Below are 26,214 nucleotides of genomic sequence, written 5' to 3' on the forward strand. Positions count from 1 at the left end.
GCCGCTGGCCGGAGCAATTTTCGAGCTCGTAGCCCCGCTGAGACGCGGATCGTCCGGCGGCCGGGCCGACCGAGCCAGGTCTAGCCGTAGGTGTCCCGCGGTCCGCGCCCGGAGACGTGCAGCGGGCCCTTGCGCCACGATGGCGCCGTCGGGCCGGTGATCTTCAGCGTGCTCACCACCCCGTCGCCGACCGCGGCGGCGATTTTCGCCAGCAGCTGGGCCTGGACCAATCGTAGTTGGGTGGCCCAGGCCGTCGATTCCGCCGACACGCTCAGCACCCCGTCGACGAGTCGGGTCGGCGTCGCATGAGAGGCGATGTCCTCACCGACCACCGCGCGCCATCGCCCCAGGACCGTGCCCTCGGCGACCTGCGCCGACCAGCCGCGGGCCTGCGCGAGGTCGCGGGTGGCGGCGCCCAGCGTCTGGGGGTCGCGGCGATCCGGGCCCGGCCCGGACCAACTGCGCCGGCCGGCGCCGCTGCCCGGCCCCCGGCGGCGCACCGGCGCACGACGCCCCTGCCCGACGTCCTTGCCCTGGCTGCGCGCGGCTTCGCGGGCCTCGGCCAGGGTCCGACGGACCAGATCCATGCCGGCCAGTCCGGCCAGGTGCGCCGGCGGTTCGAATTCGGCATCGCTCATGATCCGCTCCCGATCAGTTCGGACACCCTGCCGTCGTCGCCCTCGGCGACCGCGATGCGGATCTGGCGGGCCTGCCAATCCGCCGGCACATCCTCGGTGACCGCGGCGGTGATCAACACCTGTTCCGCGGACGCGGCGACCTCGGCGAGCGCCCGCCGACGCGCGGTGTCCAATTCGGCGAACACGTCGTCGAGCAGCAGCACCGGTTCGGCGCCCTCGCTGCGGAGCAGTTGATAGGCGGCCAACCGCAGTGCCAGCGCCATCGACCACGATTCCCCGTGGCTGGCAAAGCCTTTCACCGGCCGGTCACCGAGCCGCAGTTCCAATTCGTCGCGGTGTGGCCCGACCAGGCAGACGCCGCGTTCCAATTCGGCGCGCCGCCGGTTCGCCAATTCCGCCAGCAGCACCTGCTGTAGTCGGGGAGGACCCTGCTCGACGTCCTCGGGAGAAACCTCCACTTTGGGCCGGTAGGCCACCGCCGCATTCCGCGGTCCGGGCGCAAGCAGTTGATACGCCTTTTCCACCTCGGGGGCCAACTGGTTGACCAGGTCGATCCGGGCGGCCATGAGGTCTGCACCGTGCGTTGCCAGTTGGGCGTCCCAGACGTCAAGGGTGTCCAACACCGAACGGTCACCGCGGTGCAACGCCCCCGCCGCGCTTTTCAGCAGCGCCGTACGCTGCCGTAACACCTTGTCGTAGTCGGCACGCACGGCGGCGACCCGCGGCCGGCGCACACTGGCCAACTCGTCGATGTAGCGGCGTCGCTCCCCGGGGTCCCCGCGGACCAGCGCCAGGTCCTCGGGTGCGAACAACACCGCGCGCAACACCCCGACGACCTCGCGGGCGTGGCGCACCGGAGCTCGGTTCAGCCGGACCTTGTTGGCACGCCCCGCCGCGATCTCCAGATCCACCGCGAGTTCCCGGCCCTCGTTGACCACGATGGTGGATATCACCGCGCGCTCGGCACCCGATCTGATCAGCGGTGCGTCGGTAGCCACCCGGTGCGAACCCAGTGTTGATGAATACCACAGAGCCTCAACAAGATTGGTCTTCCCATAACCGTTCGGCCCGACCAGGACCGTCGCGCCCGGTTCCAGTTCGAGGTCGACGTGCGCCCAGGACCGGAAATCGCGCAGGCCCAGGTGGCGGACATACACCGCGAAACCACCCCTCCCGTCGTGGCGGGCCGGGCCGGTCAGCCCGGCAGGCGAACCGGCATCAACAGGTAGACGTAATCCGACGGTACGGCCGGGAACGGGCCGGCGCCGCTCAGCACCGGGTCGTCGTCACCGGCCGGTCGCAGCACCGCCGGCTTTTTAGGATCGGTGAATCCCATCGAGACCTTCTCGCTGTGCAGCGAGCCCAGGCCGTCGGTCAGATACGTGGGGTTGAAGGCGATGGTCAGCGGCTCGCCGACGAAGTCCACCGGCAGGTCCTCCTCGGCCCGGCCGACATCCTCCGCGCCGGCGGACAGCCGCAGGGTGCCCTCGGACAACTCCATGCGGACCTGCGCACCACGATCGGCCACCAGCGCGACACGCTTGATCGCCTCGGTCAACTCCGCCACCCCGATGGTGGCGACCGCAAGGTGTTCGCTGGGCAGCAGTTGGCGGAATTTCGGGAATTCGGCGTCCAACAGTCGGGTGGTGCTGCGCTTGCCGCCGCTGGTGATCCCCAGCAGGCCTTCACTGCCGACCGCCTGTCCCGCACCCAGCGCCAGATGCACCTCGGTGCCGTCGCTGCTGGCTTTGGCGGCTTCGGCCAGCGTCTTGGCCGGCACCAGCACGGCAGCTTCGGTGCCCGGTGCCGACGACCAGGTCAATTCCCGTACCGCCAGACGGAAACGGTCGGTGGCAGCCAAAACCACCGTGTTGCCGGAGATTTCGACGCGAATTCCGGTCAACATCGGCAGCGTGTCGTCCCGGCCCGCGGCGACCGCCACCTGACCGATCGCCTCGGCGAACAGATCCGCCGGCAACACCCCGGTCTCGTCGGGCAGAGTCGGCAGCGTCGGGTAATCCTCGACCGTCATGGTCGGCAGCGAGAACCGGGCGTTACCACAGGTCAATGACGCTCGAGTGGCCTCCACCTGGACCTCGACCGGCTTGGCCGGGAGTGCCCGGGTGATATCCGACAAGAGCCGTCCGGACACCAAAACACTGCCCGGAGAAGCGATCTCAGCCGCAAGCTGGACCTCGGCGGAAACCTCGTAGTCGAACCCCGAAACCGTCAACCCGTTGTCGGAACCCGTCAGCAGCACCCCGGCCAGCAACGGCACGGTGGGCCGGGCCGGCAGGGATTTCGCCACCCACGCCACCGCGTCGGCGAAGTCGTCCCGGTCCAGGCGGAATCTCAAGTCGGTCAGACCTGCGTTCGTGGTCGCCGCGTCCATAGCGTCCTCTCGTCACCCCGATATCAAGCCCTACCCCGCGGCGACCGGTGAACATCCCCCACCTGCGGCCGTGCAACGCCCCCGACAAATCGCAAGGGCGGTAGGTCACCAACCGTAGAGCCTAGAAGCTCGTCGTGAAAGTTAATCGACGACAACCGTCGCCCCGAAGGGGCCCTGCGCTAAGCCGGGGCTCGACGGTTGTGAACAGCCCCCTGCGGCGCGAATCCCCAATGGCCTGTTTTTAGAGAGAATCGACGAAGAGATCCCAGTATTAGTAGTAAGGCCTGTGCAAGTTGGGCACAGCGGTGCATCGATGCTGTTGAGCGGGGCGATGGGGCTGGGGACCGCCGGTGAATAACACGCCGGGTCCGGTTGGGGTCGCTGTGCATGAAGCCGCCGCTGTGTATCCCCGGCCGGTTGCTCATCGGTTCATGGACAGGTTGTCCGCAGCGGTATCCACAGGCTGCGGACGTAACAGGTGTTACGAGTGAGTCGGAAGTTTTTTGCAAGAAAGCGGGGATCATCTGGGGCGGTGGCCCCGATATCAGCGCTTGGCGCGTTGCCGGATCCGGGTGGTGAGCTCTTTGACCTGATCGAAGACCTCGCGGCGCTCGGCCATCTCGCCGCGGATCTTGCGTTCGGCGTACATCACCGTGGTGTGGTCGCGGCCGAAGGCCTGGCCGATCTTGGGCAGCGACAGGTCGGTCAGCTCGCGGCACAGGTACATGGCGATCTGGCGGGACTGGGCCAGCGGGCGGGTCTTGCCCGGACCGCGTAGTTCTTCGACGCTGGTGTCGAAGTACTCGGCGATCACCGCCATGATGATCGCGGCGCTGATCTGCATGGTGCTGGCGTCGGCGATCAGATCGCGCAGGACGATCTCGGCAAGTGCGCGATCGATGGGGGTCTTGTTGAGCGAGGCGAATGCCGTGACCCGGATCAGCGCACCCTCGAGTTCGCGGATGTTGCGTTCGATGCTGGTGGCGATCAGCTCGAGCACGTCGCCGGGCACGTCGAGACGTTCCATCTGCGCCTTCTTGCGCAGAATCGCGATCCGGGTTTCCAGATCGGGTGGCTGGACGTCGGTGATCAGTCCCCACTCGAATCGGGTCCGCAGGCGATCTTCCAGCGTGGCAAGCTGTTTGGGCGCTCGATCGGATGTGATCACGATCTGCTTGTTGGCGTTGTGCAGGGTGTTGAAGGTATGGAAGAACTCCTCCTGGATACCTTCTTTGCCCTCGATGAACTGGATGTCGTCGACGAGCAGCACATCGATGTCGCGGTAGCTGCGTTTGAACGCGACCTTGCGGTCGTCGCGCAGGGAGTTGATGAAGTCGTTGGTGAACTCTTCGGTGGAGACGTACTTGACGCGCATTCCGGGAAAGAGTCGCTGGGTGTAGTTGCCGGCCGCGTGCAGCAGGTGGGTTTTGCCCAGACCGGACTCACCCCAGATGAACAGGGGGTTGTAGGCCCGGGCCGGCGCTTCGGCGATGGCCAGCGCAGCGGCGTGGGCGAACCGGTTCGAGGTACCGATGACGAAGGTGTCGAAGGTGTAGCGCCGGTTCAGGCTTGCACCGTCGGCAGTCGCGGAGTCATCACTGGGCCGCTCGGTGAAGTAGTTGGGCCAGTCGTATTCGACGTCGGTGGTGTCATCGTCGTCTTCGTCCTCGGTGGCGCGGACCGGGACCGGATTATCCGAGGAGGCGGAGCCGTCGTCGGTGGGCGCCGGGGCGATGCGCACGCCGAGCTCGATGTCGTGCCCGAGCCGACGGCTCAGCGCAGCGGTGATCTGCGTGCGCAGGTGCCGTTCGATCTCGTTCTGCACGAAGCTGCTCGGAACGGCCAGCAGCGCGAAGCCCTCGACGATCGCCAACGGGTGCACCAGGTTGAGCCAAGCCTTCTGCTGGGGTGTCAGAACCGGTGCTGAGACATCGGGCGCGGGGGCTTCGCCGTTGAGTTCCGCGACAACTTCGTCCCACAGGGTGAGGAACGCCGACCCGGGGTCATCGGTCAATGACTCATCCCCCTGGCTCGAAGTCGTACTGCACGGATCTCGTGCGGTGACATGCTATCCACACAGTTATCCACAGGTGTGGATGAGGTGCGCATACCCCGGTGAGGCCCTCCGGGCCAGTTGCTCGGCAACGGCCACTCCCGACAGTCAGGCGATACCTGAAGCGCAGGCCGCTTCGTCCTGTTCGATTACGGCCGAGATCCGCTCCAGTCGGAAACGGCGCTGGCAAGCAAGCTAACAGGTTTCGGGGCGGGCGACCACTCCTTTCATCGAGATGAATCGAGCAAAAACGGCGTGTCGAGAACGACCGTGGCGGGTGTGACCAGTGTTAATAATGGGCCGCACTCGAGGCGCTCCGAAGCGGTCCGGCGGGGGGCCTGCGACGGCGGCGGTGCCAGGGTTTGACCCGGCGAACCTGCATCAGTACCCTCGAACAGTCGCCCGAACGTCGGCGATACGGCAGCGACCGGCTCCTGGCCGGAGACCGCGCCGGTTACCAGCAAGACGCAGAAGTTCACCGAGCTTACCGAGTGCGTCGCGTGCGGCAGGCACAACGGGCTTCCGGTGTGTCGGACAGACGCGGCGCAAGACGCAACAAGGAGAGTGTGCCGTGGCCAAGGGCAAGCGGACCTTCCAGCCCAACAACCGACGTCGGGCCCGGGTGCACGGGTTTCGCCTGCGGATGCGGACGCGCGCTGGCCGCGCCATCGTCTCGGGCCGGCGTCGCAAGGGCCGTCGCTCGCTGACTGCTTGAGCACAGGCAGCACCGCGGTGCTCCCGGCTCAGTTCCGGATGAGACGCTCGGCGGATTTCGGTGCGACGGTCAAGCAGGGCCGCAGGGCGGTGCAGCCCGACGTCATCGTGTACAGCCGAGTCCTCGACGACCGGCGAACCGACACCCCTGACCCGTCTGCGGCGACGCCGCCGCGGGTCGGCCTGATCATCGCCAAGTCGGTGGGTTCCGCGGTCGAACGGCACCGGGTGGCCCGCCGGCTGCGGCACGTGGCCCGCGACATGCTCGGCGATCTGCGGGCGGGGGAACAATTGGTGATCCGTGCACGGCCCGGCAGTAGCGCCGCGAAGTCCGAGTCGCTGCGGACCCAGTTGCGCGCCGGTTTGCGGTCGGTCCACCGAGCCGGGGGTGCGGTGCGGTGACTCACGGTGTCGCGGCGGCGCCGGTTCGCGGCGTGATCTTCGTCATCCAGCTCTACCGGCACATGATTTCGCCGCTGCGACTGCCCAGTTGTCGCTTCATACCGACCTGCAGCCAGTACGCGGTGGATGCCTTAAGCGAATATGGATTGATCCGGGGCACATGGCTGGCAGTTGTGCGCCTGGCAAAGTGTGGGCCGTGGCATCAAGGAGGCTGGGACCCCATACCGGAACGGTCTCAGCGCGTCGCCGGATGCAACTGTCCGTCCGAGAACGTCTCGGACAACCAAGCGGAGGGTGAATACCGTGTCCTTTGATCCGGGCAGCCTGGACTACGTGTACTACCCGGTGTCGGGCATTATGTGGTTGTGGTACAAGGCATTTGGCCTTTTACTCGGTCCGGCGAGCTTCTTCACCTGGGCGTTGTCGGTGACGTTCCTGGTTTTCACGCTGCGCGCTCTGCTCTATAAGCCGTTCGTCAAGCAGATCCGGACCACCCGGCAGATGCAGGAGCTGCAGCCGCAGATCAAGGCACTGCAGAAGAAGTACGGCAAAGACCGTCAGCGCATGGCCCTGGAGATGCAGAAGTTGCAGCGCGAGCACGGCTTCAACCCGATCCTGGGGTGCTTGCCGATGCTGGCGCAGATCCCGGTGTTCCTGGGCCTGTTCCACGTGCTGCGTTCGTTCAACCGCACCAGCACCGGGATCGGTCAGCTGGGGCTCTCGCCGGACGTGAACCGGCAGCTGGGTAACTACTTCTTCAGCGCCGCCGACGTGGGTAACTTCTTGGACGCCAACCTCTTCGGTGCGCCGCTGGGTGCGACGATGATCCAGCGGACCGGGTTGGACGCCTTCGCCGAGTTCAACCGGGTGTCGGTGATCGCGGTCGGCGTACCCATCATGATCGCGGCCGGCATCGCGACCTACTTCAACAGCCGGGCGTCGGTGGCACGGCAGAGCCCGGAAGCGGCGGCCAACCCGCAGACCGCGATGATGAACAAGCTGGCGCTGTATGTGTTTCCGCTCGGCGTGGTCGTCGGCGGACCCTTCCTGCCGTTGGCGATCATCCTCTACTGGTTCTCCAACAACATCTGGACGTTCGCCCAGCAGCACTACGTCTTCGGCTTGATCGCCAAGGAGGACGAGGCGAAGAAGGAGGAGGCGCTGCGCCGCCGGGCGGCCAATGCCCCGGCGCCCGGGGCCAAGCCCAAGCGCACCGGCCGCACGGCCACCGCGGATGTCGCCACCGCCACCAGCGACGAGACTGAAGCACCGGTCGGCGACCCGGCCGAGCCCGGGGACACTCAGCAAGTGAAGGCCGATGCGGCCAAGCGGAACACCGGCCGGCCCGCGCCCCGGGGCGGTCGCCCCGGCGCCGGCGCGAAGCCGAAGAAACGCAAGCGGTGATCCACCGCGACCAGCCAACCGGCACGTGAGTTGCCGGGCACAGAGGGAGACGACATGACCGATATGACCGACATGGATGACGCAGAGACCAGCGAGCGCGAGACCGGGGACGTGGTGGGGGAGCCGGAGACCCAGGGCGACACCGCGTCCGCAGCGGCGCCGCCGGCCGACCTCGAAGAGCGACTGGTCGCCGAGGGGGAGATCGCCGGCGACTATCTCGAGGAGTTGCTCGACCTGTTGGATTTCGACGGCGACATCGATCTGGACGTCGAGGGCCGCCGGGCGGTGGTGAGCATCGACGGCGGCAACGATCTCACCAAGCTGGTGGGCCGCAAGGGCGAGGTGCTCGACGCCCTGCAGGAGTTGACGCGGTTGGCCGTTCATCAGAAGACCGGTGAGCGCAGCCGGCTGATGCTCGATATCGCGGGCTGGCGGCGCCGGCGCCGCGATGACCTGACCGCGCTGGGCGACGAGGTGGCCCGCCGGGTGCTGGAGACCGGCGCCGACGAGGAACTGGCCCCGATGAGCCCGTTCGAACGTAAGATCGTCCACGATGCGGTGGCTGCCGTCGCCGGCGTGCACAGCGAGAGTCAGGGCGTAGAGCCGTCACGCCGCGTCGTGGTTCGGCGGGACTAACGGGGCGCACCGCGCGGAATTACATCCGAGTAATTCGCTAGCGCGGCCCCGCGCCCGGGAAGCCGGAGGAATGTTTCACGTGAAACATGTCGGGGGAGCGCCGGCACCCGCACCGCCGGAGGAAGCCGCCGAGGTCTTCGGTGAGCGGCTCCCGACGGCGCGGCGTTACGCCGAGCTGTTGACCGGGCCCGGCGTGGAGCGAGGCCTCCTGGGTCCCCGGGAGATCGACCGGATCTGGGAGCGGCACCTGCTCAACTGCGCGGCCATCGGGGAGTTGCTCGATCCGGCCGAGCGGGTCGTCGACATCGGCAGCGGGGCCGGCCTGCCCGGGATCCCGCTGGCCATCGCTCGACCGGATCTGCTCATCGTGCTCGTGGAGCCGCTGCTTCGCCGCAGCGAGTTTCTCCGGGAGGTGGTCGCCGAACTGGGGCTAGACCGCGTGGCCGTGGTGCGAGGCCGCGCCGAAGACCGGGCGGTGCACGACGAGGCCGGCGAGCGCGACGCGGCCGTGTCCCGGGCGGTCGCCAGCCTCGACAAGATCAGCCGATGGAGCCTGCCGCTGCTCCGGAAGGGCGGAAGGATGCTGGCCATGAAGGGCGAGCGGGCACAGGTCGAGGTGGATGAGCATCGCCGTGTGATGATCGGACTAGGCGCGAACGACGTAAGGGTGGTGAGATGTGGCGTGAACTATTTAACCCCGCCCGCGACCGTGGTGACGGCACTGCGGGGGGAGCCCAAGCCGGCGCGCGCGCGTCGCGTGGGAGGCCCGGCGCGACGGGCCAGCGGGAGGCCGACGTGAGCCGACCGGGCGGGCCCGCCACCCCGCCAACCGTGTCGGCCAAACACTCCGACCGGCCGCAGAGCGCGGTTTCACGTGAAACATCGGTCGGTTCGGTTTCACGTGAAACATCGTCGGAGTTCGACACCCCGATCGGCGCCGCCGCCGAACGCGCCATGCAGGTGCTGCACACCAACAACCGCCTGCCGCGCCCCCAGCGCCGCCGGGTGTTCACCGTGGCCAACCAGAAGGGCGGCGTAGGTAAGACCACCACGGCCGTCAATCTCGCGGCCGCCCTCGCGGTCCAGGGAATCAAGACCTTGGTGATCGATCTGGACCCGCAGGGCAACGCCAGCACCGCCCTGGGCATCGCCGACCGGCAATCCGGCACCCCGTCCTCCTACGAGGTGCTGATCGGGGAGATGCCGGTGCAGGCCGCCCTGCGGCAGAGTCCGCACAACGAGCGCCTGTTCTGCATCCCGGCCACCATCGACTTGGCCGGCGCGGAGATCGAGTTGGTGAGCATGGTGGCCCGGGAGAACCGGTTGCGGAATGCGCTGGCCGAACTCGACGGATCCGACTTCGACTACGTCTTCATCGATTGCCCGCCCTCACTCGGCTTGCTCACCGTCAACGCCTTGGTCGCGGCGCCGGAGGTGATGATCCCGATCCAGTGCGAGTACTACGCGTTGGAGGGCGTGTCTCAGTTGATGCGCAACATCGAGATGGTGAAGGCTCACCTCAACCCGCGCCTGGAGGTGACCACGGTGCTGCTGACGATGTATGACGGGCGCACCAAGCTCGCGGACCAGGTCGCCGACGAGGTCCGCCGGTACTTCGGCGACCGTGTGCTCCGGACGGTGATTCCGCGGAGCGTGAAGGTGTCCGAAGCGCCGGGCTACAGCATGACGATCATCGAATACGACCCGGGTTCCCGCGGGGCGATGAGTTACTTGGACGCCAGCCGCGAACTCGTCGAACGGGACGCGGCAGCCAGCGGGCAGGAGGGGCGGCGCTGATGCCCGCCGTGAGCGAGAAGGAACGTAGATGACCGGACCGTCGCGCAGGAAGGGCGGCTTGGGCCGCGGCCTGGCATCGCTTATCCCCACCGGGCCCGGCGAGGGCGCAGAATCCACCGCGGAGCGGGGAGCCGGCATGGGACCGCGGATGGGTGACGCCGCGGCGGACGTGGTGCTGGGCCGCTCGGGCAGCGCCGCTGCGGTGGACCCCGCAACCACCGATGTGGGGGCGGTCTACCGGGAGATCAGCCCGGCCGCGATCGAGCCCAACCCGCGCCAGCCCCGCCAGGTGTTCGACGACGAGGCGCTGGCCGAACTGGTGCACTCCATCCGCGAATTCGGGCTGATGCAGCCGATCGTGGTGCGCGAACTGCCGGGCGCTGCGCCCGGCAAACCGCGCTACCAGTTGGTGATGGGGGAGCGGCGTTGGCGGGCCTCCCAACAGGCCGGCCTGGAGACGATCCCGGCGATCGTCCGCGAGACCGAGGACGACAATCTGCTGCGCGACGCGCTGCTGGAGAACATCCACCGGGTACAGCTGAACCCGTTGGAAGAGGCGGCGGCCTACCAGCAACTGCTCGACGAGTTCGGGGTGACCCACGACGAACTGGCCACCCGCCTCGGCCGGTCCCGCCCGCTGGTGACCAACATGATCCGCCTGCTGCGGTTGCCGATCGCGGTCCAGCGCAGGGTGGCCGCCGGGGTCTTATCGGCCGGCCATGCCCGCGCGCTGCTGTCCCTGGAAGGCGGAACCGAAGCGCAGGAGGAGCTGGCCGCGCGGATCGTGGCCGAAGGTCTGTCGGTGCGGGCGACCGAGGAGGCGGTCACCCTGGCCAACCGCGGGGACACCTCGACGCCCGTGGCGCCCCGGCGCAAACCGATCCAGATGCCCGGTCTCCAGGACATCGCCGAGCGGCTTTCGACCGCCTTCGACACCCGCGTGACGGTCAGCGTGGGCAAGCGCAAGGGCAAGATCGTCGTCGAATTCGGGTCCGTCGAAGACCTGCAGCGCATCGTCACGCTGATGGACTCCACGACCGGCTGACACCTGTGTTGGGCCACGACCTATCACCGGCGGTAATTACGTCACTGTGACGGTAGTGCCCGCCATCGGCGCGGCGAGGCGCGAAACGTACTGTTCGACAACGCGTTTCGCGTTTCGGGGGGATTCGGACGCCGGGACGCGCCAATGGTGGCATCCGGCGGCTCAACCCTCCTATCCTTAAAGGGCCGTCGTCGACGGCAGCACGGGTTGAGATGACCGGGAGTTCAGTGTCTGTCCGAATCACACCGCTGAAGCTCGAGTGCTTCGATCAGCTTCCCAAGCACGCACGCCGGTGCGTGTTCTGGGAGGTGGATCCGGCGACCCTCGGCCGCGACGACCACCTCTCGGATCCGGAGTTCGAGAAGGAAGCCTGGCTGTCGATGGTGATGCTGGAGTGGGGCCCGTGCGGCCAGGTGGCCACGCCGTCGAACCCCGGCGTCGGGGATTCGCCCTGCCTCGGTTATGTGCTCTACGCCCCGCCGCGGGCGGTCCCGCGGGCGCACCGCTTCCCGACGGCACCGGTGTCAGCCGACGCGGTGCTGTTGACCTCGATCGGCGTCGAACCGGCACCGATGGCCGACGGCCTGCCCAGGGAATTGATCGCCAGCGCGGTCGAGGAACTGGTCCGCCGCGGCGTTCGGGCACTGGAGGCCTTCGGTCGGACCCCGGCGGTCGGGGAGTTGCTGGACCCCGACAATGTGCCGCCCGATGTCGCACCCGTGCTCGAAGCCCTCGGGGACTGCTCGGTGGAGCACTGCATCATCGGGGCGGACTTCTTGACCGATGTCGGGTTCACCGTGGTGGCACCGCACCGGTACTTCCCCCGGCTGCGCCTAGAGCTCGACAAGGGCCTGGGCTGGAAGGCGGAGGTGGAAGCGGCGCTGGAGCGGTTGTTGGAGAACGCGCAGCTGGAACAGCCGGTCGGGGCGGGCGCCCCGGCGACGTCGGCGTCCACGGCGGCCGAGCCTCGCTAGCCGCCGCCGAGCCGGCTGGCCCGCTCCACCGACAGCTCGTGGGCCAGCAGTTCGGCAAACGTGAACGTGCCGGTGGGCCGGTCGTTCTTGCCGAGCAGATACAGCCGCTTGACCGCGGCCAGCATCCCCTCGGCGATGGCGTCGCGGGTGGCGGGGTAGATCAGCATCCCGCGATCACGCGGGCTGGTGATGTAGCCGACGTCGACCTCGACGGTCGGCATCCTGGTCAGCCGCAGCAGGTCCCAGGTCCGGCCGTGGGCCCGACAATCCTGTAATCCGGTGCGGGCCACAATCTCTCGTTGGATGAAATCGGCGAGGCTACGCCCGATCGTGGACACCGACCCATGCGAATTGCCGAAGTGGAACGAGGCCACTCCGTTGGCCGCCGGACTGGTGTGGGTGGCGCAGCGAAGGCTGATCATCAAGTCGGCGCCAACGGCATTCGCGGTGGCGGCGCGTTCGGCATCGGAGGGGCTGCGGCCGTTGGGCCGGGACAGGAAGGTCTCCATCCCGATCGCGGTCATCCGGCCTTCGAGCCGACTTGCCAAGTCCCACAAGATATCTGCTTCGCTGATCGGACCCGTCGCGGTCTGGGTGATCAGCCCGTGGTCACCACCGCCGCGGCCCGGATCGATGACGATCCGCTTACCCGACAACCGCGGTCCCGAGCGCCGCACCAACTCTTCTTCCCGGATCGCGTGCGGCGAACCGCCGGTGACGCGCGAAGCCAGAAAGTTCAAGGAGCGCAACGTCTCCGGCCCGCAGATACCGTCGGCGTACAGACCGTACTCACGCTGGTAGGACATCAGCGCATTGTGGGTCTGGATGCCGAAGTAGCCGTCGACCATCCCGGTGTAGAAGCCCAGATCCTGCAGGCGGGCCTGCAACGTAGCCACGTCGTCGCCGTACATCGGTGCGCCGAACTGGTGATTGAGAATGCGTGCACCCAGCCGATAGGAGGCCTCTTTGAGTGCGCGGTAGGTGGCCTCGCCGATGATGCCGTCGACGAGCAGTCCGCGCTGCTGCTGAAAGGCGCGCACCGCCTGGTCGAGATCGTCGTCGAACACATCCAGCGCGACATGCTTGCCGGTGGTCAGATCGGCGTCGGGGCTGTCCACCAGGCCCAGCGCGGCCAGCGCCTCACGGATCTCGATGACGGCACTGCTGCGGTCGCCGCGGCGCAGCGCGTCCTCTGCGCCGCGGTGCCGACCCGACATCACTGAGCCCTCCGGTTGTCGCTGCTGGCAGCGAAAACGTCGCTGGCCGTCACCAGCAGGTTAGGCAGCATTGTCTCAGATGCTGGCCGAATTATTGAAAACGACGAGGCCAGAAAGATGCGTGGCCGGGCCGGCCGCCGCACCGGGCGGGCGACGGCTAGCCGACGTCCGCGAGCTCGCGCAGCAGCGCCGCCTTGCCCTTGGCGCCGACGATCCGTTTGACCGGCTGACCGTCCTTGAACAGGATCAGCGTCGGGATCGAGACCACGTTGAACTCGCGCGCGGTCTCGGGATTGGCGTCCACATCGAGCTTGGCGACCGTGAGCTGGCCGGCCTGCTCGGCGGCGATCTCCTCGAGCACCGGGGCGACCATCTTGCAGGGGCCACACCACGTTGCCCAGAAGTCCACCAGCACGGGCGTATTGCTGGCCAGTACGTCGGCGGCGAAGGTGGCGTCCGAGACGCTCACCGTGTTGTGGTCGGCGCGGTTGTCAGTCACTGTGATGCTCCCATCAGGGTTTCGGTGGCGGTGTCCTGCGGTTCGGCGCCGTCGGCGGTGTCTGCCAGCCAGCGCTCGGCGTCGATAGCGGCGGTACAGCCGGTGCCGGCGGCGGTGATCGCCTGCCGGTAGCTGCGGTCCACCAGGTCGCCGGCGGCGAACACCCCCTCCAAGGAGGTGCGCGAGCTCGGCTGCTGGACCAGCACGTAACCGTCGGGGTCCAGCTCGACGGCTCCGCGGACCAGTTCCGAGCGGGGGTCGTGGCCGATCGCCACGAATACCCCGGTCACCGGCAGGGTGGTCTCCTCCCCGGTGACCGTGTCGCGGACCCGCAGGCCGGTCACCGTGTCCTGGCCTTCCACCGCGACCGGGACGGTGTTGGTCAAAAACCGGATCTTGTCGTTCTCACGTGCCCGGTTGAGCATGATCTTCGAGGCCCGGAACTCCTCGCGGCGGTGCACCAGGGTCACGCTGCGGGCGAATCGGGTCAAGAAGGTGGCTTCCTCCATCGCGGAGTCGCCACCGCCGATGACGGCGATGTCCTGGTCACGGAAGAAGAATCCGTCGCAGGTGGCACACGAGCTGACGCCGCGGCCGAGCAGTTCCTGCTCGCCGGGGATATGGAGGTAGCGGGCAGCGGCGCCCATGGCCAAGATGACCGCCCGGGCCAGGTGCGTCTCGCCCTCGGCGGTGACGACCGATTTGACCGGGCCGTCCAGGGCCACCGACTCGACGTCTTCCATGCGCAGGTCGGCGCCGAAGCGCAGCGCCTGCTCACGCATCTCGTCCATCAGGTCGGGGCCGTTGATGCCGTTGCGAAAGCCGGGGTAGTTCTCCACCTCGGTGGTGGTCATCAGCGCGCCCCCGAAGGAGGTCCCCTCGAACACCAGCGGGGCCAGCTGGGCCCGGGCGGCATAGATGGCGGCGGTGTACCCGGCCGGGCCGGAACCGATGATGATCACCTCGTGGATGGTCGGTGTCTCAGGAGTCGAGGACATCTGCGCCTTTCCGGTCGGATCGGTTACAGGGGCTATCAACGTCAGCGTAGGCGGCGGTTGTTCCCCGACCTGCTACGGACGGCGAACGGTCGTGTCGGCCAGCAGGCCGGTGTCGGCGGAACTGCAGCTGGGGGCCACCGCCAGCGCGACGATCGTGCCGGACGAGGCGCCGGGCAGCAGCAGCACGATCCCGGGCCGGCCGTTGACGGTGATCTCGCGTGCGCCCAGGACCACGGTCGAGGCCGGGTAGCCCAGGCCGGCCAGGCAGCCGATCCGTCGGCCGGGGTCGGCCAGCGCGCCGTATTCGGGGCTGCGGTCCAACAGCTCGAGGAGCTCCGGGCCGGTCAGCGGCAGCACCGGGGCCGGTTCGGAGGCCACGGTGATCGCGTCGAAGGACCGCGGGCCGCTGGGGGCGTCGCCGGGGAACCGGATCAGCGCCGTCGTACCCAGCCCGATCGCGGCCAGTGCGGCAGCGGTCCCGGTCACCGCGGCGATCCGGTTGAGCCGGGGCAGGGGACGGCTCGAATGGGCCGGACGCCCAGGGTTCTCCCGGTCTTGTCGATCACCTGCATCCATTGCAGTGCCGCCGCTCCCGCTCGCTTCGTGGCTATGCGCAGTCGCCGATCCGATGGTGCATGCCACCGTCAGGTGCCAAGGCTATCCGCCCCCCGCGCTCGGCGGCGCCGGCGTGGTCCCGGCCCAGCAGCACGGCGAGCCGGGCCCGGCCGCGCGCGCAGCGGCTCTTGACGGTGCCCGGCGCCACCCCGAGTGCGCGGGCGGCGTCGGCGACCGAGTAACCGTGCATGTCGACGGCCACCACCGCGGCCCGCTGTTCGGCCGGCAGCCGGCGCAGGGCGGCGTGCACGTGCAGCGCGGTCTCCACCTCGGCGGTGCGGTCGCTGACGGCCGGATGCTCAGCGAGCGGCTCGGTGTGGTGAACTCTGCTGCGGCGCAACCGATCCAGGCAGGCGTTGACGACGATCCGGTGCAGCCAGCTGCCGACGGCGGCGTTGTGGCGAAACGACCCGGCGCCCCGGTGTGCCGAGAGCATCGCTTCCTGCAGGGCGTCTTCGGCGTCTTCGGGGCAACCGGTGGTGAGTCGGGCCAGCCGGCGTAGCCGGCGCTGATGGCGGCCGTAGAGCTCACCGAAGGCGTAGCGGTCACCGGCGACGTGCGCGGCCAGGAGTTCGGCGTCGCTGCGGTCCGGCTGCCCCATGGGCGGACACTAACCAGCCGACGGCCCGACGGCACTTCAGCTGTGCACAGGCCCGGATGCCTACGACGCTGCCTGCACGGTGATCTCGGATATCTGGGTGCGGCTCTCCCCGCCGGTGCTGCCCATCGTGGTGATCCACACCAGCAGGTTGGAGGTCGGCGACGAGGAGTCGGCCGAGATCTTGTTGGCCCCGGGCTGCAGTGCCTTGGCGGGCGCCAGCAGCGTGGTGTCTTCGAGCCGGGCCGGCTTCGGAGTCGGAGAGGACCGCAGCTCCACCCGGGTTCCGGTGCTGGAGACGTTGATCCCCACGCTGCCGATCACCGTGGGCTTGGGCAGCTGCAATATCAGCCCGACACCGTTCTTGAAGTTCGGGAACGGCACCGGGTCGGAATAAGTGTCCGTCGACCAGAAGGTGGCCGGGTTTCCGTCGATGGCCAGCCCGGCGTCCTGGGGCCGGTCGGCCTCACCGCCGGGGGAGAACACCGTCGCCTGCACCGGTTTCACCGTGCTGCCGGGCGCGGCCGAAGCCGAGCGGGACGCCGACGCCGTCGGGCTGCTCAGGCCCAGTTCGGTCTTGTCCAGGCCGTTGACGTCGCCGAAGATCCGGTTGAGCACCGAGGCCAGCACCAGTAGAGCGACCAGGATGACGGCGCCGCCGATCCCGGCGCCGATCATGACCCGGCGGCGCCGCTCGGCGCGCAGGTCGGCGTCCACGGGCCGCGGTTCGCGACGCGGCGCAAGCGGCTCGTCGTCGACGGGGCCCAACAGCTCGGTCTGTTCGTGCAGCGCGGTGGCCTGCTGCAGCAGGTTCGACAACGTCGAAGCGCCGCGGATGCCGCCGTCGGACTCGATGGCGTGACTGGCGGCCGCGGAGATCTGGAACGGGATGTCCGGGTTGACCGTGTCGGGTTTGACCGGATTGCCGGCGGCATCCCGCTCGGCCGGGGCGAGGCCGCAGTCGGTGCTGGCATCCAGCGGCCACCGGTTGACCAGCAGCGCATACAAGGTGGCGCCGATACCCCGGATGTCGTCCTCGGGCTTTGCCTCGGGCAGCGTCGCGGGGAACGCCAAGGTGACGTCGCCTTCGATGCTGACCCGGACCCGGGCCGGGTGGTCGATCGACAGGGCGACGCCGGCGTGGTGGGCGGCCTCGGCGGCGGTGGCCAACGACCGCATCGCGCGGGCTGCGCCGATCGGCGAGGGCGCCGTTCCGGCCACCTCGGGAAGGGAGGCGCCGCGGACCCACTCGGACACCACGAGCCCACCGGCGCCGACCCGCACCACGTCGAGCACGCGGGCGATCCCGGGCAGATCGATCTGGCTGAGCCGCTGGGTGCGCGACAAGATGCCGGTGAGCTGCTCCTCGGGCATGGTCTGGTCCGGGTCGACGAACGTCAGCGCCACCTGCCGGTCCAGCGCGGTGTCCAGGGCCTGCCAGAACTGCAGCACGTCGGTACCGCCGTGGTGCACCAGGAGCCGGTAGCGTCCGCGGGCGATGCTCAAACCCGGTGTCAGCTGATCCCCGGCCCCGGCCCCGGCCCCGGCCCCGGCGTCGGCGGCGGCGGCCGGCTCGGGGGTGACCGCGCCGCCGGGGGGCCGCTGGGATGACGTCGGAGCAACCGATCGCGACGCCGCGCGAGCCCCGGAACCCTCCGAAGGTTTGTTGGTCACCTCCGTACCTTTCGGTGTCCAGCCACCGGCGATGCGCTCCGGAGGCATCTGTCGGACGGAAGCGCTCACCGCGTCCCCGTCCGGCGTGGGCAAACGGTCGTGCCCAGCGTACGGGACGAGGGGATCGGGGGATGGCGGGTTTGACGCGCCGATGTGCGGGGTGTGCACCCCGAGCCGGCGGCGCACCGCGGCCAGCGCCGCGGTGGCTTCGGGCACCCGGGCGCGGATCATGACCGCCGCGATGATCGGCACCATCACGACCGCCAACACCGACAGGCGCAGCATCGAACCGGCCGCGCCGTGGTCGGTCAGGTCGCGGAGGCCGAGCACCCGGTCGAGCACTTCGGCGATCAGCCCGGCCAGCAGCGACGCCGTCACCGTGACCAGGATGGTGCGGACCACGTCGGGTCCCAGCAGGTGACCGCTGACCGGGCGCAGCGCGCGGCGCAACAGCACGTGGCCGACGGCTGCGCCGGCCAAGAAGCCCAAACCGTTGGCCAGGCCGAGGTAGGCGGCCACCAGTTCGGGGTTGTCGGTCAGGTGCGGGGCCAGCACCGACGCGACGATCTTCACCACGGTGATCACCACGATCATCGCGATCGGAATCCACGGCTGCTCGCGGGCGTAGAAGACCCGCAGCTGCAGCAGCACCATGGCGTAGGGCAGCAACGTGAACGCCGACATGGCGACTGCGACCCCGAGGTATCCGGCGTCGACGTCGCCGAAGTTGCCGTAGGCGAACAGTGCGCTGCCGATCGCCGGGCCGCCGACGGTCATCAGCGCCACGATCGGGATCAGGGTGATCATCATCAACCGGGTGGCCAGCGACAGGTCGGCGAGCACCGCGGGGTCGTCGCCGGCGGCGGCGTTACGGCTCAGTCGCGGCATCACCACCGTCAGCACCGTCACCCCGATCATCCCGAACGGCAACTGCAGCAGCAGCCAGGCGTAGTAGTAGATCGCCGGGCCGGACGCTGCAGAGGTGGCGGCGATCTGGTTGGTCACCACCAGGCCGACCTGGCTGATCAACACGTAGAGCACCATCGCGGCGGCCATCGCGCCGAAGCGCTTGAGCCGGTCGTCGATGCCCCACAGCGGGCGCAGGCTGATGCGCTCCCGCCGGATCGCCACCAGCAGGACCGCGGTTTGGGCCACGACGCCCGCCGTGGTGCCCAGACCCAGCACCAGCAGCTTGGCGTTACCCATCCGCACCGGGTCGACCGAGAGTTCACCGGGCACCAGCAGGTAGACCACCAGCGTGGCGATCGCGACGACGTTGTTGACCACGGGGGCCCAGGCCGGCGCGCCGAAGATGTTGCGGTTGTTCAGGATTGCCATGAACACCGAAGACAGCCCGTAGCAGATCACCTGCGGCAGAAGCAGATACGCGAACGCCGTGGTGAGCGGCTCGTTGACCTGAGGGTCCCCGCCCAACATCAACTTGACCAGCAGGGGCGCAGCCGCCACCGAGATCACGGTGGTGGCCAGCAGCAGTGCCGTCGCCAGTGTGACCAGGCGCCGCACGAACGCGGTGCCGCCGTCGGGGTCGTCGCGTTCGGCGCGGGCCAGCACCGGCACGAAGATCGCGGTGAACGTCGCCTCCAGCACCAGCGCGGCAATCTGGTTGGGCAGCTGGTTGGCCACCGAGAAGGCGCTCGACAACGCCGCGCCCAGAATCGCGGCCAGCAGCACGATGCGCACGAAACCGGTGATGCGGCTGACCAGGGTGGCCAGCGCCATGCCCCACGACCGCGACACCACCGCGGCGTCGGTCAGCTCCGGGCGCGCGGGTTGCGGCGCCGGCGCGTTCACCGGCCCGCACCCCGGCCGGGCCCGCCCGCGGTAGCCGCGGGTGGGCGGGGATGGTCCGGGCTGCGGGGGCCGGGGCGCGGCGGACCGGATGGCGGCGGGCGGTCCAAGTCGGCGCGGTCGGGCTGGCCGCGGAAGCGGTGCCACAGCCGCCGCGCCGTCAGCGCCGTCAGCGCCGCGGCCGCGGTCATGGTGATCAGGAACAGCACCATGCCGTAGGCGTTCGAGTGCACCGACAGCCGCGCGGCCTCGCCCAGCGGCAGCCCATCGGGGGTCTGCAGGGCGACGTCGACGACGAAGTGCTGGTTGACCCGCACCTCCACCGGAACCCGCAGCGGCAGGTAACCCGGCGGCAGTTCCAGATCCCCCATGTCGGCCACCGTCATGCCCGGCGGGGCGTCGACATGCAGACGGACCCGGATAGGCACTGCCAAATCGTTGCGCAGGGCCAGCGGCAGGGGGCTGTGCTCGGTGGCCAGGGTGTAGGAGCCGGCCGGGTTGACGATGGTGACCGCGCCGATCAGGTCCGAGACGGTGTCGCCGACGATCACCAGCCGCTGGCCTGCCACACCGGCGCGCACGTCGAGCGCCTCCGACTGGCTCAACGCGCGCAGCATGTCCTCGGCGAGCGGAGCGGTGTACTGGTCGCCGGTCAGACCGGTGCGCACATCGGTGGTCAGCGCGGAGGTCAGTCCCCACAGCCGGCCGATGTCGTAGGCGACCGCGCCGATGAGCTCCGGACCGAAACCGCCCGCTGCTTGCTCGGCCGGAAGCGGATGCGCCGGCGCGGCGGTGACGTCCCGGGCGTCGGCGATCACCGCGCCCAGCGGGCGCGGAACCGCCAACCCGGACCGCAGAGCGGTGGCCAACGTGGTCAGTACGGCCTGGGCGTCGTCGGCCCGCGGCTTCCAGTACGCCGGCGGCATCAGGATCTCGTTGCGCGGTGCGCCGGGGCTCTCCGGGGACTCCAGCACCCGCCACAGCATCGAGCCGAGGGCGTCTTGGCGGCGGGCCAGGGCGGAGTCGTGGTGCAAGCGGACCGCCAGGGAGCCGTCGAGATAGGTCGGCTCCACCGGGTCGGTTCCCATCGCGGCCAGTGCCGCGCCGACGGCGGGGTCATACGGTGCCACCACCAGCCGGGGGGACAGCCGCCGCGGGGTGGTGTCGGCGGTGGCCGGTGCGCCGGAGACGGAGTCCTGGGCCGAACAGTCACCGGCCGTGATCACCACCGCTGTGCCCTCTGGGCCCTGTGCGCTGATCAGGTCTGCGGCGCCGGCCGTGAGTTTCCCGTCGCCGAGTACGACGGCGCCGCGGGTCGACGAGATCTGCAGAATGCGGTCGATGATGTCGGCGGGCCGGCTCACCGCGATCGCGTCGAGCTTCGAGTCACCCACTCGGGCCAGCGCGTCGAGGTCGACCTGCGCGTAGGGGATCGCGGTGACGCAGGTGTGGCGGGCCAGCCGGCGCAGGCGCTCCAGCCAGGTCGCGGCCGCGTCCCGTCCGGTGCCCGGGTGCGAGGCGGCGGCTTCGGGGGAGTCGGCCGTGTGGGCTACGACGTAGCCTCCGGTCATCGCGTTGACCGTGACCAACAGGTCGGGGTCGACCGCCAGGCACAGCGCCCGGTTGACGACGCCGCCACTGTCGACGGGAGGGCTGGTGGCGAACTCGGCGGCCGACAGCAGGGCGTCCAGCCGGCCGCCCGGGGCCAGTGAACTGGCCAGGTCATCGTCGGTGAGTCGAACCGGCACGGTGCCGCCGGGCGCCCCGGGAGTCAGCCGGGGACGGTCGGCCAGGGGCCACAGCATGGTCAGCTGGACCGGCTGGGAGGTGTCGGGCGCGACGGCCCCGGAGAGGGGATCGGAGTCGGTCTCGGTCTTGGGCAGGCCGGCCACCGGGAGGAGGAAGCGGGCGTCGTCGAGGCGAGCCGGCTCGCCGTAGTCCGGCGTACCGTTGACGTTGACCAGCACCGGATAGATGCCGGGGCGGTCGATGTTCAGCGCTGGCTGGGTCGACGAGCGCAGCGGCGCCGAAAGCGTGAAGCGGGCCTCCTGCCCGCGTTGCAGTTCGGTGGCGACGGTGTTGAACGCGCCCACCGGCCGGTACTGGTCGTTGGCGCCACTGAGGTTGGTGCGCAGGCCGGCCGATGACGCGACGGCGCCGGCCTGTTCGAGGCGCACCATCAGATCGCGCACCGGGCGGTCGCCGACGTTGCTGACGGTGCCGGTGACGGTGACGACCGGGACGCTGGAGGTGGTGATGACCTCCGGGGTGACCCGGTCGACGCGGATCTGGACGAACGGTGCGGCGCCGGGCTCACCGGCAGCGGCGGGTGGAGCGGAGGCGGCGCCGAGAGCTACGGCGAGGGCCATCATCAAGGCGGCCACCACCGCCAGAGGGGCCGTGCGGGGCGCTGACAGGGGGGCCAAGCTACCCCGACCGATGCGGCGGGTACTGGTCACGGGTCCAGCCCGCGACCGTTCTTCCGGTCCGGTGCGTGCTCGTCGGGTCGTGAGTGTCGGGTGCGGGAATGGGTCTGGGGCCGCCGCCAGGGCGCGGTGACCGGCAGCGGCGGCAGCGCGGCCGGGCCGTCGGTCTGCAGGCGGTCGATCAATTCGTCGGCGACCACGGCCAGCCGGCGTTCGTCGGCGTAGGCCAGCCGGGACGGCAGCTCCCGGATCGGCACCCACGCCACCTCGGTGACCTCCAGGTCGGCGTCGCACAGTTCTCCGCTGGAGAACCGCATCAGGTAGTGATGCACGGTCTTGTGCACCCGGCGGCCGTCGGTGACGAACCAGTAGTCGATGCTGCCCAGCGAGGCCAGCACGTCGCCCTGGACGCCGGTTTCCTCGGCGACCTCGCGGATCGCGGTCTGCTCGGCGGTCTCACCGACCTCGATATGCCCCTTGGGCAGCGACCACAACATCCTGCCCCGCCGGTCGATGCGCCCGATCAGCGCCGCGACCTGGTCTTCCCGCGGCCCGTCGATGCCGTCGACGACCAGGCCTCCGGCGGACGTCTCGTGCACGGTGCGCAGCCGCTCCGGCCCGTGCCGGGCGCTGCGGGGCCGGCGTTGCGCCGAGCGGCCGGGTGTCGCGGCGGCCCCGGCACCGCTGTCGGTGGCCGCGGCCTCGGTGTGGCTGGTTTGCGGACCTGACGTGCGTCGACCGCGGCGCCGCCTACGGCGCCGTCCCGAATTGGCTGCTCCGCCGTCGGCCGACACCCATGCGATAGTAGCTGGCACGAACCGGCCAACCCGCCTCCCTCGCCGGGTCGGGCCCGGCCGCTGCGCCCGGCTTCGCCGCGCTTGCGACCACCGCGGGGCTATGGCGGCGGCCCGCTGCGCCCGGCTTCGCCGCGCTTGCGACCACCGCGGGGCTATGGCGGCGGCCCGCTGCGCCCGGCTTCGCCGCGCTTGCGACCACCGCGGGGCTATGGCGGCGGCCCGCTGCGCCCGGCTTCGCCGCGCTTGCGACCACCGCGGGGCTATGGCGGCGGCCCGCTGCGCCCGGCTTCGCCGCGCTTGCGACCACCGCGGGGCTATGGCGGCGGCCCGCTGCGCCCGGCTTCGCCGCGCTTGCGACCACCGCTAGGCTCATCGAACGTGCCCGAAGCCCATCAGGACGCCGACCTGCTGACCACGGCGGCCGTCGTGCTGAACCTGCACGCCGAGCTGCTGCGTGAGCTCGGCGCCATGTTCGACGAGGCCGGCCACCAGCTGTATCTGGTCGGCGGATCGGTCCGTGACGCCTTGCTGGGCCGGGCGGGGCCGGATCTGGATTTCACCACCGACGCTCGCCCCGAGCAGGTGCAGGGCATCCTGCGTGGCCGAACCGAAGCGTTGTGGGACACCGGAATCGAGTTCGGCACGGTGGGCGCCGCCTTGGGCGGGCATCGCCTGGAGATCACCACCTTCCGTGCCGACCAGTACGACAGGGTCTCGCGCAATCCCGAAGTGCGCTTTGGTGATTCGCTCGACGCGGACCTGGTGCGCCGCGACTTCACCGCCAACGCGATGGCGGTCCGCATCACCCCGGCCGGCCCGGGGGAGTTCCTCGACCCGCTGGGCGGGCTGGCGGCGCTGCGGGCCGGAGTCCTGGACACCCCGACGGCGCCGCAGGATTCCTTCGGCGACGACCCGTTGCGGATGCTGCGCGCCGCCCGGTTCGTTTCCCAACTCGGGTTCAGCGTGGCCCCGCGGGTGCGTGCCGCGATCGAGGAGATGGCCGGGGAACTGTCCCGCATCACCGCCGAGCGGGTGGCCGCCGAACTGGACAAGCTGCTATTGGGCGCCGACCCGGCCGCCGGTATCGACTTGATGGTGGCCACCGGGATGGGTGATGTGGTGCTGCCCGAGGTCGGCGCCATGCGCATGGCAATCGACGAACACCACCAGCACAAGGATGTCTACCAGCATTCCCTGACCGTGCTGCGGCAGGCGATCGACCTCGAGGACCCCCCTCCCGACGGAGGCCCCGATCTGGTGCTGCGCTGGGCGGCGCTGTTGCACGACATCGGCAAGCCGGACACCCGACGCCACGAGGCCGACGGCCGCGTGAGTTTTCACCACCACGAGGTGGTGGGCGCGAAGATGGTCCGCAAGCGGATGCGCGCGTTGCGCTACTCCAAGCAGATGGTCGACGACGTCTCGCAGCTGGTCTACCTGCATCTGCGTTTCCACGGCTACGGCGACGGCAAATGGACCGATTCGGCGGTGCGACGCTATGTCACCGATGCCGGACCGCTGCTGGGCCGGCTGCACAAACTGGTCCGCGCGGACTGCACGACCCGCAACAAGCGGCGGGCGGCACGTCTGCAGGCCAGCTACGACGAACTCGAGGCGCGGATCGCGGAGTTGGCCGCGCAGGAGGATCTGCAGCGGGTGCGCCCCGATCTGGACGGCAACGAGATCATGACTCTGCTGGGCATCCCGGCCGGCCCGCAGGTGGGGCGTGCCTGGAGTTATCTCAAGGAGCTGCGCCTGGAGCGCGGACCGTTGTCGCGCGAGGAGGCGACGGCCGAGCTGCTGGCCTGGTGGCAGTCCCAGGGGAACCAATAGCGGGGCTGGCTCGTCTGATTCGGGTATGGACTACTGCCTGGGCGATGGGGACGGCGCGGCCACCATGTGGACCGGACCGCCTGATCTCGATCTCGATGGCGATGGGCTCGCCGATGCGATCGCCCTCGATTTCGACGGCGACGGGCTGCGCGACGACGCGTTGGTCGACCTCGACGGCGACGGGGTCGCCGACCACTTGCTGCTGGACCTCGACGACGACGGGGCCCCGGAGGCCTCCTTCGCCGACGACGGCTCCGGCACCTGGGGGCACGGTGTCGCGGCCGGCTCCGCAGACCGATCCGGTGGGCTGCGCTGGCTGGGCTTCGACGAGGTCGAGCACACGGGAGGGCCGCTGATCGACTTCGACGGCGACGGGCGCATCAACGACCTGTTGCTCGACGCCGATGGAGACGGGCGCGCCGATCGGGTACTGATCGGTTCTGAGGGGGGCGGCTACGGGGCGGCCTACGTCGATACCGACGGCGATGGACGCTGGGATCTCAAGCTCACCGACGCCGACGGCGACGGTGCGGCCGACGGCGCCACGATGCTGTGACCGGCCGTCCCGCAGAACAAGCGCGTTTGTTCGGAACAGCCGCCGACTGCTGCGAATAGGCGATTCGCCCGACTGGACTGTATGCTCGGTCACCTAAGTGGACTGGCTTGCACCTTGCGAGCAAGTGAGCGACGATTTGCGGCCTCACAGGATTGTGTGAGAATCGGGCGGGCGGTTGTTGGTACGGGTCCGGCATTTTGATCGTCGGGAGGAATCAGTGAACAAGACGACCATCGGCGCCCTGCTGGCCGCGCCGGTCATCGCAGCGGGCGTGACGGCAGCCCCGGCACCCGCTGCCGCCATCGATCACCACATCCTGGACTACGCGCTGGCCGCCGAAGCCCTGGTGATGATCCCGGCGATGAACCAGAACTGGCTGGACCTGAGCAAGAGCCTGTACCTGGTGCCGAACGACTTCCCCGAAGACGGCACCACGACGTTCCTACAGGTGCCCGAGACCTCCGACCTGAACGCGAGCATCAGCGGAGGCACCAAGATCTTGGTCGACGCGATCTCGGAGCGGTGGAACGACGGTGACGCCAGCTTCAGTGCGAAAGACCCGCTGTACATCTTCGGGTATTCGCAGTCCAACGTCGCGGCGGGTCTGGCCATGGAGCAACTCCACGAGAAGTACCCCGACATGCCATTGGCCGCACTGCATTTCGTCATGGTGGGCGACAGCGCGGCACAGGGCGGCTTCCTGAGCGGTTTCCTGCCCACGCTGCTGTCCTGGTTCCCGGAATCGTGGCATGACGACATCGTCAAGATGGTCTATCAGTTCGCCGAGATGATGCACATCGACTCGGTCATCGGGCTGGTGACCCCAAGTGACCTGTTCACGACGGACGTCTACTCCCTGTCCAGCGACGGGTTCGCGAACTGGGACGACGGCCACCAAATGGGTGGAATGTTCAGCGATCACCTGGCGTATCTGGGCCTCTCGCCGGATGAGATCGCCTCCGCGACCGACGAGACAATCGGCAACACGACCTACCACATGATCGACACCGCCAACGTCAACATGTTCCAGGCGTTGATGAACTCCGCCGAGATGATCATGGGCGGGCTGCTGGCCTGGTTCTGACCTGCTGGCGGCCTCAGACCGCGTCGAGTGGGAATCTCACGACGCGACGCGCC

24 protein-coding genes are annotated in these 26,214 nt (G+C 69.3%); 12 read left to right on the forward strand and 12 right to left on the reverse strand.

All coding sequences use genetic code 11. The annotated features are described in order from the left end of the window. Window positions 1-80: 80 nt before the first annotated feature. From BST28_RS13615 to dnaA, 4 genes are all read right to left on the reverse strand, one after another. The gene (locus tag BST28_RS13615; protein ID WP_083081410.1) at window positions 81-638 is read right to left on the reverse strand and encodes a DUF721 family protein; all 558 of its coding nucleotides are present in this window, start codon (window positions 636-638) and stop codon (window positions 81-83) included. Then, a complete protein-coding gene (recF, locus tag BST28_RS13620) occupies window positions 635-1,795 on the reverse strand; it encodes a DNA replication/repair protein RecF (protein WP_083081411.1) in 1,161 nt (386 codons plus the stop codon). Before recF ends, BST28_RS13615 begins: the two co-directional genes overlap by 4 nt. Window positions 1,796-1,833: 38 nt before the next feature. Further along, complete coding sequence (gene dnaN / locus BST28_RS13625) at window positions 1,834-3,030, reverse strand: DNA polymerase III subunit beta (protein ID WP_083081413.1); 1,197 nt, start codon at window positions 3,028-3,030, stop codon at window positions 1,834-1,836. 544 nt (window positions 3,031-3,574) lie between these two features. Further along, entirely contained in the window at window positions 3,575-5,044 is a 1,470-nt protein-coding gene (dnaA, locus tag BST28_RS13630; protein WP_019735308.1) for a chromosomal replication initiator protein DnaA, read from the reverse strand. A 610-nt stretch (window positions 5,045-5,654) separates the two neighbouring features. Between dnaA and rpmH the strand changes: the two genes are divergently transcribed. From rpmH to BST28_RS13675, 9 genes are all read left to right on the forward strand, one after another. Continuing rightward, entirely contained in the window at window positions 5,655-5,798 is a 144-nt protein-coding gene (gene rpmH / locus BST28_RS13635; RefSeq protein WP_019735309.1) for a 50S ribosomal protein L34, read from the forward strand. Window positions 5,799-5,815: 17 nt separating this feature from the next. Further along, entirely contained in the window at window positions 5,816-6,199 is a 384-nt protein-coding gene (rnpA, locus tag BST28_RS13640; RefSeq protein WP_083081415.1) for a ribonuclease P protein component, read from the forward strand. Then, on the forward strand, window positions 6,196-6,513 hold the full coding sequence (gene yidD, locus BST28_RS13645; RefSeq protein ID WP_083081417.1) for a membrane protein insertion efficiency factor YidD: 318 nt from the start codon (window positions 6,196-6,198) through the stop codon (window positions 6,511-6,513). Before rnpA ends, yidD begins: the two co-directional genes overlap by 4 nt. A gap of 43 nt (window positions 6,514-6,556) precedes the next feature. Then, a complete protein-coding gene (yidC, locus tag BST28_RS13650; protein WP_234808286.1) occupies window positions 6,557-7,603 on the forward strand; it encodes a membrane protein insertase YidC in 1,047 nt (348 codons plus the stop codon). Window positions 7,604-7,675: 72 nt separating this feature from the next. After that, a complete protein-coding gene (locus tag BST28_RS13655; RefSeq protein ID WP_205634639.1) occupies window positions 7,676-8,239 on the forward strand; it encodes a Jag family protein in 564 nt (187 codons plus the stop codon). 70 nt (window positions 8,240-8,309) lie between these two features. Continuing rightward, window positions 8,310-9,038 (forward strand): 16S rRNA (guanine(527)-N(7))-methyltransferase RsmG, encoded by a 729-nt coding sequence (gene rsmG, locus BST28_RS13660; RefSeq protein WP_083081421.1) that lies wholly within the window; start codon window positions 8,310-8,312, stop codon window positions 9,036-9,038. Next, window positions 9,035-10,036, forward strand: a complete 1,002-nt coding sequence (locus BST28_RS13665; protein ID WP_413784801.1) for a ParA family protein — start codon at window positions 9,035-9,037, stop codon at window positions 10,034-10,036. The genes rsmG and BST28_RS13665 overlap by 4 nt, the downstream gene beginning before the upstream one ends. A gap of 28 nt (window positions 10,037-10,064) precedes the next feature. Beyond that, entirely contained in the window at window positions 10,065-11,081 is a 1,017-nt protein-coding gene (locus BST28_RS13670) for a ParB/RepB/Spo0J family partition protein (RefSeq protein ID WP_083081423.1), read from the forward strand. Window positions 11,082-11,308: 227 nt separating this feature from the next. After that, window positions 11,309-12,055 (forward strand): acetyltransferase, encoded by a 747-nt coding sequence (locus BST28_RS13675; RefSeq protein WP_065289251.1) that lies wholly within the window; start codon window positions 11,309-11,311, stop codon window positions 12,053-12,055. Here BST28_RS13675 and BST28_RS13680 read toward each other — a convergent pair. From BST28_RS13680 to BST28_RS13715, 8 genes are all read right to left on the reverse strand, one after another. After that, complete coding sequence (locus tag BST28_RS13680) at window positions 12,052-13,272, reverse strand: N-acetylmuramoyl-L-alanine amidase (RefSeq protein WP_083081427.1); 1,221 nt, start codon at window positions 13,270-13,272, stop codon at window positions 12,052-12,054. The two genes, BST28_RS13675 and BST28_RS13680, sit on opposite strands and share 4 nt — an antisense overlap. Before the next feature lie 157 nt (window positions 13,273-13,429). Continuing rightward, entirely contained in the window at window positions 13,430-13,771 is a 342-nt protein-coding gene (trxA, locus tag BST28_RS13685; protein ID WP_019735319.1) for a thioredoxin, read from the reverse strand. Further along, entirely contained in the window at window positions 13,768-14,769 is a 1,002-nt protein-coding gene (gene trxB, locus BST28_RS13690) for a thioredoxin-disulfide reductase (RefSeq protein WP_065289246.1), read from the reverse strand. The genes trxA and trxB overlap by 4 nt, the downstream gene beginning before the upstream one ends. A gap of 72 nt (window positions 14,770-14,841) precedes the next feature. Further along, window positions 14,842-15,345: an RsmA family anti-sigma factor gene (locus tag BST28_RS13695; protein ID WP_083081429.1), complete on the reverse strand. Its 504-nt coding sequence runs from the start codon at window positions 15,343-15,345 to the stop codon at window positions 14,842-14,844. A 31-nt stretch (window positions 15,346-15,376) separates the two neighbouring features. Continuing rightward, a complete protein-coding gene (gene sigM, locus BST28_RS13700) occupies window positions 15,377-15,985 on the reverse strand; it encodes an RNA polymerase sigma factor SigM (protein ID WP_065289248.1) in 609 nt (202 codons plus the stop codon). Window positions 15,986-16,045: 60 nt separating this feature from the next. Further along, the gene (murJ, locus tag BST28_RS13705; protein ID WP_083081466.1) at window positions 16,046-19,468 is read right to left on the reverse strand and encodes a murein biosynthesis integral membrane protein MurJ; all 3,423 of its coding nucleotides are present in this window, start codon (window positions 19,466-19,468) and stop codon (window positions 16,046-16,048) included. Next, entirely contained in the window at window positions 19,465-21,837 is a 2,373-nt protein-coding gene (locus tag BST28_RS13710; RefSeq protein ID WP_083081468.1) for a hypothetical protein, read from the reverse strand. Before BST28_RS13710 ends, murJ begins: the two co-directional genes overlap by 4 nt. A gap of 83 nt (window positions 21,838-21,920) precedes the next feature. Beyond that, a complete protein-coding gene (locus tag BST28_RS13715; protein WP_065287005.1) occupies window positions 21,921-22,685 on the reverse strand; it encodes an NUDIX hydrolase in 765 nt (254 codons plus the stop codon). Between the two features lie 381 nt (window positions 22,686-23,066). Here BST28_RS13715 and BST28_RS13725 point away from each other — a divergent pair, with 381 nt between their 5' ends. From BST28_RS13725 to BST28_RS13735, 3 genes are all read left to right on the forward strand, one after another. Further along, window positions 23,067-24,521, forward strand: a complete 1,455-nt coding sequence (locus BST28_RS13725; RefSeq protein ID WP_019736630.1) for a CCA tRNA nucleotidyltransferase — start codon at window positions 23,067-23,069, stop codon at window positions 24,519-24,521. A gap of 25 nt (window positions 24,522-24,546) precedes the next feature. Further along, window positions 24,547-25,077 carry a hypothetical protein gene (locus tag BST28_RS13730; RefSeq protein WP_019736629.1) on the forward strand — a complete coding sequence of 177 codons (531 nt, stop codon included), beginning with the start codon at window positions 24,547-24,549 and terminating at the stop codon, window positions 25,075-25,077. A 217-nt stretch (window positions 25,078-25,294) separates the two neighbouring features. Further along, the gene (locus BST28_RS13735; RefSeq protein ID WP_019736628.1) at window positions 25,295-26,161 is read left to right on the forward strand and encodes a PE-PPE domain-containing protein; all 867 of its coding nucleotides are present in this window, start codon (window positions 25,295-25,297) and stop codon (window positions 26,159-26,161) included. The last annotated feature ends 53 nt before the right edge of the window (window positions 26,162-26,214 follow it).

Source organism: Mycolicibacter kumamotonensis (assembly GCF_002086285.1).
GTDB lineage: Bacteria > Actinomycetota > Actinomycetes > Mycobacteriales > Mycobacteriaceae > Mycobacterium > Mycobacterium kumamotonense.

Coding starts and splice junctions, on each gene's coding strand:
- BST28_RS13615 (WP_083081410.1), bottom strand. CDS start 638: ATGAGCGATGCCGAATTCGAACCGCCGGCGCACCTGGCCGGACTGGCC.
- dnaN (WP_083081413.1), bottom strand. CDS start 3,030: ATGGACGCGGCGACCACGAACGCAGGTCTGACCGACTTGAGATTCCGC.
- yidC (WP_234808286.1), top strand. CDS start 6,557: ATGTGGTTGTGGTACAAGGCATTTGGCCTTTTACTCGGTCCGGCGAGC.
- BST28_RS13655 (WP_205634639.1), top strand. CDS start 7,676: ATGGATGACGCAGAGACCAGCGAGCGCGAGACCGGGGACGTGGTGGGG.
- rsmG (WP_083081421.1), top strand. CDS start 8,310: ATGTTTCACGTGAAACATGTCGGGGGAGCGCCGGCACCCGCACCGCCG.
- BST28_RS13670 (WP_083081423.1), top strand. CDS start 10,065: ATGACCGGACCGTCGCGCAGGAAGGGCGGCTTGGGCCGCGGCCTGGCA.
- BST28_RS13680 (WP_083081427.1), bottom strand. CDS start 13,272: ATGTCGGGTCGGCACCGCGGCGCAGAGGACGCGCTGCGCCGCGGCGAC.
- trxB (WP_065289246.1), bottom strand. CDS start 14,769: ATGTCCTCGACTCCTGAGACACCGACCATCCACGAGGTGATCATCATC.
- BST28_RS13695 (WP_083081429.1), bottom strand. CDS start 15,345: ATGGATGCAGGTGATCGACAAGACCGGGAGAACCCTGGGCGTCCGGCC.
- sigM (WP_065289248.1), bottom strand. CDS start 15,985: ATGGGGCAGCCGGACCGCAGCGACGCCGAACTCCTGGCCGCGCACGTC.
- BST28_RS13710 (WP_083081468.1), bottom strand. CDS start 21,837: ATGATGGCCCTCGCCGTAGCTCTCGGCGCCGCCTCCGCTCCACCCGCC.
- BST28_RS13730 (WP_019736629.1), top strand. CDS start 24,547: ATGGACTACTGCCTGGGCGATGGGGACGGCGCGGCCACCATGTGGACC.